Annotated in this window: 10 protein-coding genes and 1 pseudogene; 6 read left to right on the top strand and 5 right to left on the bottom strand. The window is 59.4% G+C overall.

Going from position 1 to position 8,796, the window contains the following annotated elements:
• Nucleotides 1-574, bottom strand: a pseudogene (locus DBR24_RS08815) (dipeptidase); the annotation flags it as partial.
• A gap of 268 nt (nucleotides 575-842) precedes the next feature.
• Between DBR24_RS08815 and DBR24_RS08810 the strand changes: the two are divergent.
• From DBR24_RS08810 to DBR24_RS08790, 4 genes are all read left to right on the top strand, one after another.
• Nucleotides 843-1,058, top strand: a complete 216-nt coding sequence (locus tag DBR24_RS08810; protein ID WP_128614522.1) for a hypothetical protein — start codon at nucleotides 843-845, stop codon at nucleotides 1,056-1,058.
• Between the two features lie 56 nt (nucleotides 1,059-1,114).
• A complete protein-coding gene (locus tag DBR24_RS08805; RefSeq protein WP_128614521.1) occupies nucleotides 1,115-2,356 on the top strand; it encodes a DUF4010 domain-containing protein in 1,242 nt (413 codons plus the stop codon).
• A gap of 135 nt (nucleotides 2,357-2,491) precedes the next feature.
• Entirely contained in the window at nucleotides 2,492-3,415 is a 924-nt protein-coding gene (locus tag DBR24_RS08800) for a universal stress protein (protein ID WP_128614520.1), read from the top strand.
• A gap of 299 nt (nucleotides 3,416-3,714) precedes the next feature.
• Entirely contained in the window at nucleotides 3,715-4,626 is a 912-nt protein-coding gene (locus tag DBR24_RS08790; protein WP_128614519.1) for a universal stress protein, read from the top strand.
• On the opposite strand, the gene DBR24_RS08785 is transcribed toward DBR24_RS08790, so the two are convergent.
• The 4 genes from DBR24_RS08785 to DBR24_RS08770 all read right to left on the bottom strand — a co-directional run bounded on the left by DBR24_RS08785 (nucleotide 4,616) and on the right by DBR24_RS08770 (nucleotide 7,157).
• Nucleotides 4,616-5,599: a zinc-dependent alcohol dehydrogenase family protein gene (locus DBR24_RS08785; protein WP_128614518.1), complete on the bottom strand. Its 984-nt coding sequence runs from the start codon at nucleotides 5,597-5,599 to the stop codon at nucleotides 4,616-4,618. The genes DBR24_RS08790 and DBR24_RS08785 overlap by 11 nt on opposite strands.
• 24 nt (nucleotides 5,600-5,623) lie before the next feature.
• Nucleotides 5,624-6,367, bottom strand: a complete 744-nt coding sequence (gene fnr, locus DBR24_RS08780; protein ID WP_123468552.1) for a fumarate/nitrate reduction transcriptional regulator Fnr — start codon at nucleotides 6,365-6,367, stop codon at nucleotides 5,624-5,626.
• Between the two features lie 196 nt (nucleotides 6,368-6,563).
• Entirely contained in the window at nucleotides 6,564-6,989 is a 426-nt protein-coding gene (locus DBR24_RS08775; protein WP_128614517.1) for a potassium channel family protein, read from the bottom strand.
• Nucleotides 6,990-7,004: 15 nt separating this feature from the next.
• Nucleotides 7,005-7,157: a BON domain-containing protein gene (locus DBR24_RS08770; protein WP_371921253.1), complete on the bottom strand. Its 153-nt coding sequence runs from the start codon at nucleotides 7,155-7,157 to the stop codon at nucleotides 7,005-7,007.
• Between the two features lie 315 nt (nucleotides 7,158-7,472).
• Here DBR24_RS08770 and DBR24_RS08765 point away from each other — a divergent pair, with 315 nt between their 5' ends.
• Complete coding sequence (locus DBR24_RS08765) at nucleotides 7,473-7,706, top strand: Lpp/OprI family alanine-zipper lipoprotein (protein ID WP_128614516.1); 234 nt, start codon at nucleotides 7,473-7,475, stop codon at nucleotides 7,704-7,706.
• A gap of 77 nt (nucleotides 7,707-7,783) precedes the next feature.
• Nucleotides 7,784-8,692, top strand: coding sequence for a universal stress protein (locus DBR24_RS08760; protein WP_128614515.1), 909 nt, complete (start codon nucleotides 7,784-7,786; stop codon nucleotides 8,690-8,692).
• The last annotated feature ends 104 nt before the right edge of the window (nucleotides 8,693-8,796 follow it).

The following is an 8,796-nucleotide window of genomic DNA, read 5'->3' as shown; positions in this document are numbered from 1 at the left end:
GGCGGGTGCTATCCTTGAGCACCCAGTTTTCCGGCGTTACCGGCACCACGTCGGCATGCGCGTGAATGCCGACGACTTCATCGCCAGCGCCGTTGAGCGAGATCTCATACACGCGGTTGTCGATGTTGCGGAAATTCAGATGGAAGGACTCTGCCAGGCTCTTGATCTTCTCGCCGATCTTGATGAATTCCGGGTTGTCGTGCTGGGCAACGCCGTCCTTGCGATAGGTCGGGATCTCCACCAGCTCACGCAGCGTCTCGGTGGCGGCTGCGCTGTATTTCACGCGGGCATAGAGGCCGAGCAGGCGATAGATTTCGTTCTGCTGCTCAGCCGTCAGCGTTTTGTTATCCAGAAAGGCGCCAATGGCCGGGCCAATGGCGGCAGTCCTGGCCAGATCGCTCTTGGCCAGGCTGGTCAGGAACTGGCGGAAATCTGTAGTCGTTTCGGCGCTGTAGGCCTTGAGGATTTCAGCACTTTGCTGCGGAGTAATGTTGGCTTGGGCTGGAGCAGTGAAAGCCGCAAGCCCGGCCAGCATCAAGGTGGTGGCAGCCAGTTGTTTGAAAGGGAAATTCATACGAAGGGCATTCCTTTGCAGGGCAGTAAAGGGAGAGTGTCTCAACGCTGCGACACATACACATACACTTACAAACTAACACCGTGCCAGAGCCTTGCGGGAGCCCTGAAACGGGATCTGTCGCACAGAAATGCAAAAGGGACGCACAAATGAAAAAGCGAAGGCATCCACGGATTGTTGACCATTATCAACTTCCGGTCTGCAGTCCCGGCGCAAGCTCTGCCCAGTGCCGAGAATGCGGTCGACCTGCCGTTTGATCGAGGTTTCCATGAACATCAAGATCACAGAAAGACAAGCACCCCATGGCTGGGTCGTGCATCTGGATGACTGGGACGTAAACTTCAAGCATCTGGACGCGGCGCAAGACTTCGCAGGCCTGCTCCAGGCACGCATCGACGCGCCCCACGTCTGGCCCAACGCCTTCGGTCAGACGTTGCCCGCAGAGCCGGTTGTCACTCAGCGCTTGGGCGAGTGCGTTGAATGATCGCGCTGAGGTGACCGCAGGGCTGCGCTTAAAACCTCTGCCGGGTGCTACAGACCATGAATGAACTCTTCGATTTCTCTGGTGCAGCGGCAGCGCTGGGGATCGGCCTGCTCATCGGTCTTGAGCGTGAGCGGCACAAAGGCACCGGCGCTACACGTGACAGCGCCGGATTGCGCACGTTCGCCATTACCGCGTTGCTGGGATATGTCTCGCTGCAGGTCGGCGCGGCTCTGCTGCTGGGGATCATGGCGACCTGCGTGACCTTGCTGATCACCGTCGCCTATTGGCGCAGCCTGAGCGACGACCCGGGGGTGACCAGCGAAATAGCCTTGCTTACGGTGTTGGTGCTCGGCGCGTTGTGTGGCACGGCACCCGCGCTGGCAATTGCTATTGGTGTGGTCATCGCGGGGTTGCTGGCCTATCGCGACAAGCTGCATCACTTTGCCAACAGCCAGTTGAGCGAAGTCGAGATGCGCGACGGCCTGGTTTTGCTGATCGCGGCGCTGGTAGTGCTGCCATTGGCACCAGACCGTTACATCGGCCCTTACGCGGCGATCAATCTGCGCACGATTTGTACCCTGACGGTTTTGCTGATGCTGGTTGGAGCGATCGGCCATGTCGCCGTGCGCACCTTGGGCACTCGCTATGGTTATGTGGTCAGCGCAATTGCCTCCGGATTCGCCTCCAGTACGGTGACGATTGCCACCATGGGCCAACGGGCAAGCCTTGAGCCGGCCAACATCAGGACCCTCGGCGCGGCCGCAATCTTCTCTAATCTTGCCACGGTGATTCAGGCCGGGCTGATCCTCGCCACCGTTGATCCCGCTCTACTGCGCAGCGTGTGGGCGCCGTTGTGTTTCGGCTTGGTCGCCACGGCGTTATACGGCGTCTGCCTGATGTTTCCCGACCCAGGGAGGGGGGCGAGCAGCGAGCCGATCAAGTCCGCAGGGGCTTTCAATCTCAAACTCGCCTTGGTCGTGACACTGACCATGACCGGCATCACGCTGGTGTCGTCGGCGATGCTCAGCCACTTTGGCCAGGTGGGCGTGATGCTCACGGCGACATTGACCGGCTTCGCCGACGCGCATTCCGCCACGGCCTCGGTTGCCAGCCTGGCCAAGGCCGGGCTGTTGCCTTACGACGCGATCGCTGCGCCTGCGCTGATCGCCGTCAGCAGTAACTCGGTGAGCAAATGCGTAGTGGCCTGGGTCAGCGGCGGCAAACGCTTTGCCGCTTATGTGATTCCCGGCCAGCTATTGCTGACGCTGGCGATGTGGGCAGGCACCTTGTTGCTCTAATTGATCGAAGTGGTCTTTTGCTCGGGTGATGCTCACCGATCCGTGCAGTTGCTGACAAAGATCAATTTGCCAGCGGCCGTAGCGTTCACGCTGAAGGTCTGTTTCCTTCTGGCTGGCCACGTGCCGAGGTATCCCATGTCGCAAACTCAGCGTTTACTGTTGATTGCTCCGCCCGCCATGGAACGCACGCCGGCGTTCGAGCGCGCCGCCGCGCTGGCGCTGGCCATGCAAGTGCCGCTGCACATCGTGGCCTTCGATTATGTGCAGGCGCTGGCAGTGGCCGGGCTGTTTGCTCCTGAGCAAATCCGCCTGGCCCGCGATGGTTATCTGCGCACTCATCGGCAGTGGCTCATAGAACAGGCGTCGTTGCTGGCAAGGCATCACATCACGGTCACCACCGAAGTGGTCTGGGTTCAGGATCCCTTTGCCGAGATCCTGCAGTTCATCAACGAGATGCCGGTGATATTGATCATCAAGGATGCCCGGCACGAATCCGCGCTGGAGCGGGTGTTCTATACACCGCTGGATTGGCAATTGTTGCGCGATTGCCCCGTGCCGGTGCACCTGGTGACCAGTGACACCCATCCGCGCCCGCGCAATGTACTGGCCATCGTCGATGTCTTGCGTAGCGAAGAACAGGATTGCCTGTTCAATGATCAGATCATTGATGCAGCCACCCGGCTGGCTGAGCAATGTGATGCCAGCCTTGAACTGTTGCATGTGTATGACTGGGCGGCGGTTTACGCCACGGACATCGGGTTCGGCGCCTTGCCGTTGGCTACCGGGATCTATGAGGCGCTGGGCAGTGCGCAGCATGAAGCGTTTGCGGCCTTCGCCGAACGTCACGGCGTACCGGACGCGTGCCGGCATTTCATCGAGGGTGCGCCGGTGCCGAGTATCTGCGGGTTCGCCCTCGAGCATCAGGTTGACGTGATTGTCATGGGAACGGTGCAGCACCACGGTTTGAGCAAATTGCTCGGCACCACCGCCGAACAGTTGCTGCATCGAGCACCGTGCAGTGTGTTGGCCATCAAGCCGCAGCAAACCCTACAGTCCTGAAACGAGATCGCCCCAAGTATTACGGCGATGAATGCCGTGCGCTGTTTATTGTCAGTGGCCATCAACTGGTCGGGCAGGGCGAGAACGCGCATGTGCCTGGATTCGCGGGGCAGGCGCTTGATGAAGTTGTATTCGCGCTGACTGATCCTTTTCTGTGAGAGGGCGGATCAATTGGCGGTCGTCCTTTTCCATGGTGTTCTTCATTGGCAACGGTTTGATGTAAATCAACGTCAGGCAGGGAGGCAGGCGCAGTCTTGAACCTACCGGCCCAAAGCGCCGGTGCCGAGCCGAGGTGTGTAATGGGTCAATATCAACGTCTGTTGCTGGTCGCTGACCAGACGCTGCATCAATCTCCGGCGATGCTGCGTGCTATTGCGCTGGCCAAGGCGAACGGAGCGGCGCTGGATGTGCGGGCCTTCGTCGAGCCGGTACCGTTTACGCACTTATGGGAGGACAAAATCGATGGGGTGGATGCACAGCGCTATCAGCACCGCTATCGTCGCTGGGTAGCCGAGGAGCTCGAGCAACTCAACGCCCATGGACTGAATGTGACGGTGGACGTGATCTTCACCAGCCATCCGCTGCTGGAAATCCTGAAAGCCGTCAAGGCACTGAAGTCCGAACTAGTGATCAAGGATGTGACGCTGGAACCGGCGCTCAAACGCGTCTTCATCACGCCGCTCGATTGTCACTTGCTGCGTGAGTGCCCGGTTCCCTTGCACTTGGTCAATCACATCCGGTACGCATTGCCGCATCGCGTGGTAGCCGCGGTGGATCCGTTTGATCCGGCCACACACATCAGCGGTTTGAACGACACGATCATCCAGACCGCGAATGCGCTGGCATTGCAATGCGACGTCCCGCTGCACCTGTTGTATGCCTACGACTTGTCAGCAGCGTTCAATGGCGATGCGCCGATGGTCACTGGCGGCTGGAGTGGCGATTTTGCCAGCGAGTTACGCGAATCCCTGCATCTTGCCTTCGTCACGCTGGCAGAGCGGTATGGCGTGCCGCCAGAGCGCCGGCACTTCGTCATGGGCCATCCGGTGCAGGTGATCAGTGAGTTTGTCGAAGAGTATCTGGCCGACGTGGTGGTCATGGGGACGGTGCATCGGGTGGGCGTCGATCGCTTGATCGGCAGCACCACCGAACGCGCCTTGTATTCGGTGCCGGGGAGCATTCTGGCAGTCAGGCACGTGGTCACGGTGTGAGCACTATCGCCCCGTTGAATTGCCCCGCTCGTAAAAATGCCAAGGCCTGGTTGGCGTCCTCCAAAGCAAACCGGGTGACGTCACAGTGCACGGGCGTGTGTTGAAGCTCCTGGAAAAACGCAATACCGTCTTCGCGGGTCAGGTTGGCCACCGAGCGGACACTGCGCTCACCCCATAACAAACGATACGGGAACGTCGGGATGTCGCTCATGTGAATCCCGGCACACACCACGCAGCCGCCCTTGTCCGTCACCGCCAGCGCCGCCGGCACCAGTGCGCCCACCGGCGCAAAGATCAGGCTGGCATCGAGCAGGTGTGGTGGCGGCTGATCGGATGGTCCGGCCCATTCTGCGCCCAGGGAGCGGGCATAGGCTTGTCCGATGTCGTCCTCGGGACGGGTAAACGCGTAGACCTTCTGGCCGCGTCCGAGCGCCACCTGAATCGCCAGGTGTGCCGCAGCGCCGAACCCGTAAAGTCCCAGATACTTCGCGCCGCGAGCCATTTGCAGCGCACGAAAGCCGATCAGTCCGGCACACAGCAGGGGCGCAGCTTGCTGGTCTGAAAGCGTCTCGGGAAGGGCAAAGCAAAAGCGCGGATCGGCAACCGTATATTCCGCGTAGCCGCCGTCCAGCTGACAACCGGTGAACCGCGCCTGATCGCACAGGTTCTCCCGACCCGAACAACAGAACCCGCACTCGCCGCATGTCCAGCCCAGCCAGGGCACACCGACCCGTCGGCCGATCCAGTCAGGCCTGACATCCTGGCCCACCGCCGTGACCTCACCGACTATTTCGTGGCCCGGCACCCGTGGGAATACGGCTTGCGGTAACTCACCGTCGAGCAAATGCAGGTCGGTGCGACAGACGCCGCAGGCCAGCACTTTGAGCAGGATCTGATCGGAGGCGGGTATCGGGACAGGTCGCTCTTCGCATTGCAAGGGTTGGCCGGGGGCGTGCAGCACCATGGCGCGCATGATCAACCTCCGTTGCAGACGGGGTCAGTGAGTCTGGCGATTACAGCCGGACACCATCTGCTTGAGGCCGTCCAGGTTTTGGATTTTTACGTTGCGCCCTGCGATCTCCACCAGCCCCTGGTCGCGCAAGTGGGCGATGCCACGACAGATTGTCTCCAGACGCAGCCCAAGGTAGGAGCCGATTTCTTCGCGGCGCATTTTCAGCACGAAGTCTTTGGAGGAATAGCCACGAGAGCTCAGGCGTTGCGAGAGGTTGAGCAGGAATGCCGCCAGGCGCTCATCGGAGTTCATGTTACCCATCAGCATCAACATGCTGTGGTCGCGGACGATTTCCCGGCTCAGCAGTTTATTGAGGTTGTGTTGCAGGGAAGGGAGGCTCTGCGCCAGTTTTTCCAGCTGCGCGAAGTGGATCGGGCAGACTTCGCTGTCTTCCAGGGCGTATGCAGTGCATGCATGCTCATCGGCACTGATGGCGTCCAGACCGAGCATTTCGCCAGGGATGTGAAAACCGGTCACTTGCTCGCGGCCATCGACGGACAACACGCTGGTCTTGAAGGAGCCTACGCGCACGGCGTACAGCGAGCGCAATGGGTCCCCGGCACGGTACAGGGCGGCGCCTTTCCTGACCTTTAAACGCTGGACAATCAGGGTGTCGAGCCGCTCGACCTCCGCCCCGTCCAGGCCGATCGGCAGACACAACTCAAGTACGCTGCAGTTGGAGCACGCTGCCTTGAGACATAACGCCGGCGGGGGAGATGTTTCGTGCATGAGGAAGACGCCACGAGGGGGTGTGGTAAGCATAGGTCTCTTAGCTTCGCACGTGCTTTTCATTTGGCCTTCCACCGTGATTACGGACGAACGGGGCCACCCGGTTTCAGGGGGGGCGTGGGCAACTTCGTCTCTATTGAGCTTGAGGACTGGTCGCAAGGTTTGATGTAAATCAGGTTTTGTGCGTATTGAACGGCTATTTGCTCTTCCAGTATTTTTGCATTTCGAGGAACAGGAATGACGCGGTCCAGGTGATCAGCACCAGTCCCGTCAAGGCCTCCAGGCCAGTGAGATACTTGAGATCGCCGACCGGGGAGATGTCACCAAAACCAATGGTGGTGTAGGTAGTGAAGGAGAAATACACGCAATCCATGTAAGAACCGTCGAAACTGCCCGTCAGGCGCCCCCATTCACCGGAGCGCGACATCAGAAAGTAAACCACGGCGAAGCACCAGACCTCGATGGCATGGGCCAGCAGCCCGCCAAACACCCCGGCAACGATGCGAAAACGGCTCCAGTTTTTCAATTTCGGCAGCCAGTCGTTCAGGCGTAACAAACACTCGTAATGAATCAACACGGCAGCGATTACCACCAGGGTGTTGATCAAAGTGACGACCAGCATCGTGACTCTCCAGCATCAAGTGGTAATCGAAGCGGGGGTGGTCGGAGAAATGAATTCACGCCAGCACAAATGATCTTCGACTCTCGTCACGCCTCGCACTGACCAAGCCGCTGGTTCAGCGTTCTGGCGCTCACGCCACAGGTGGCCCCGGCCTTCGAGCGTGACCACGTTCTCCACACTGACTCCGATGTCGGCGGCGTTGATGTCTGGCTGAATCCGAGCTCTTCCAAAATGCTTTTGCGCAGATTCAAATCGCTCATGACGGCGCTCTCTCTTCTGAAAGGTTGTTCATGTTCGGCGAATGCCGGTCAGTCTTTTTCTACGCCTGAGCGGCGGAGCTTCATTGAGATAGATCAACAACGCCCGTTTGCACGGCCATCCACCGATGCCGTCATTAGTTGACAAAAATCAGAGTCGGTAGCGGACATCGCCAGATACTCAGATCATCGACTTAGCAATGTCGCAACCAATCAAGGGGAAACCATGAACATGCGCTTGTCCATCATCGTGCTGAGTATCCTGTTGGCTACAACCACCGGATGCAGTAACCGCCATGCTCAGGAAATCGATGCACGACTTGAGTCTGCCGAAGACAATGCGGCAACGGCACGTTTGCGGGCCGATGAAGCGATATTGAAGGCTGGACAGGCACAGCGTACAGCCGATGACGCCAATGAGCGCGCCAAGCGGATGGCTGAAAAGGCAGCGCGTAAATAGTTGGCGATTGCTTCAAACCGGACACGGACGTCGGGCTGGCAACCAGGCCGGCATAGCACTGCCAGCAGAGGTACGTGATGTTCAAACTGAAGCGGATTCTGTTGATTGCCCCCACCGAGATGACCCGCACCCCGGCGTTTGATCGAGCCCAGGCATTGGCCCAGGCCAGCGGAGCGTTGTTGCACATTGTTGCGTTCGATTACGTCCAGGCTCTGGCGGTAGCCGGTTTGTTCGACCACAAAGCCATGGCGCAGGCGCGCGAGGGTTACTTGCAGGTGCATCGGCAGTGGCTGGAACAGCAAGCCCGGTTTGAGCGCGGCAGCGGCGTGCAAGTGACGACCGAAGTGGTTTGGGCAAAGTCGACACCGGCGCATGTGCTTGAGTACGTCAATGACTTCCACGCCGATCTGGTGATCAAGGATGCCCACCATGTCCCGGCGCTTGATCGGGCGTTTCATCAACCACTGGACTGGTTGTTGCTGCGAGATTGCCCCGCCTGTTTGCACCTGGTGACCGACGCCGTAAACCCGAAACCGTTGAAGATCCTGGCGGCGGTGGACCTGTCCCATCTCGAGGACCTGACTCAAGGCCTGAACGACCGCATTCTCGGTCTGGCTTCGAGATTGGCCAGGGCCTGCGGTGCCTCGCTGCACCTATTGAACGTGAGTAACTGGTCGGTGGTGGGCGATGCCGCAATGAGTGTGCCGAACCTGAGTCTGGATCACAGTTTGCGCGAGGCGATCAACGACACTCAGGAAGAAGCCTTCGAAGCGCTGGCCGAGCGTTATGGTCTTGATGAAAGTCACCGACATCTGCTGACCGGTGTCCCGTATCGGGTGATCGAGTTATTCGCCCGGCAAAATGCATTCGACCTGGTGGTGCTGGGCACGTCTTACCATCACGGGCTCGACGGCTTTATTGGCGGCACGGCGGAAAGCCTGGTCAACCGAGCGCCTTGCAGCTTGATGATGGTCAAGCCGGTGTGACCGTGCTGGCATCCGCCGTTGATAAAAATCAACTGGCCCGAGCCCCAAAAGAGTGATCGCTGGCGCGCCGTCCGTGCGGATTGACGGGCAAGACGTACCGATTC

This window comes from Pseudomonas sp. HMWF006 (assembly GCF_003061205.1).
GTDB lineage: Bacteria > Pseudomonadota > Gammaproteobacteria > Pseudomonadales > Pseudomonadaceae > Aquipseudomonas > Aquipseudomonas monsensis.
The sequence above is the reverse complement of the archived record's forward strand: the minus strand, read 5'-3'. Positions and strand labels throughout refer to the sequence as shown.

Coding starts and splice junctions, on each gene's coding strand:
- DBR24_RS08805 (WP_128614521.1), top strand. CDS start 1,115: ATGAATGAACTCTTCGATTTCTCTGGTGCAGCGGCAGCGCTGGGGATC.
- DBR24_RS08785 (WP_128614518.1), bottom strand. CDS start 5,599: ATGCGCGCCATGGTGCTGCACGCCCCCGGCCAACCCTTGCAATGCGAA.
- DBR24_RS08765 (WP_128614516.1), top strand. CDS start 7,473: ATGAACATGCGCTTGTCCATCATCGTGCTGAGTATCCTGTTGGCTACA.
- fnr (WP_123468552.1), bottom strand. CDS start 6,367: ATGCACGAAACATCTCCCCCGCCGGCGTTATGTCTCAAGGCAGCGTGC.
- DBR24_RS08760 (WP_128614515.1), top strand. CDS start 7,784: ATGTTCAAACTGAAGCGGATTCTGTTGATTGCCCCCACCGAGATGACC.
- DBR24_RS08810 (WP_128614522.1), top strand. CDS start 843: ATGAACATCAAGATCACAGAAAGACAAGCACCCCATGGCTGGGTCGTG.
- DBR24_RS08775 (WP_128614517.1), bottom strand. CDS start 6,989: ATGCTGGTCGTCACTTTGATCAACACCCTGGTGGTAATCGCTGCCGTG.
- DBR24_RS08800 (WP_128614520.1), top strand. CDS start 2,492: ATGTCGCAAACTCAGCGTTTACTGTTGATTGCTCCGCCCGCCATGGAA.
- DBR24_RS08790 (WP_128614519.1), top strand. CDS start 3,715: ATGGGTCAATATCAACGTCTGTTGCTGGTCGCTGACCAGACGCTGCAT.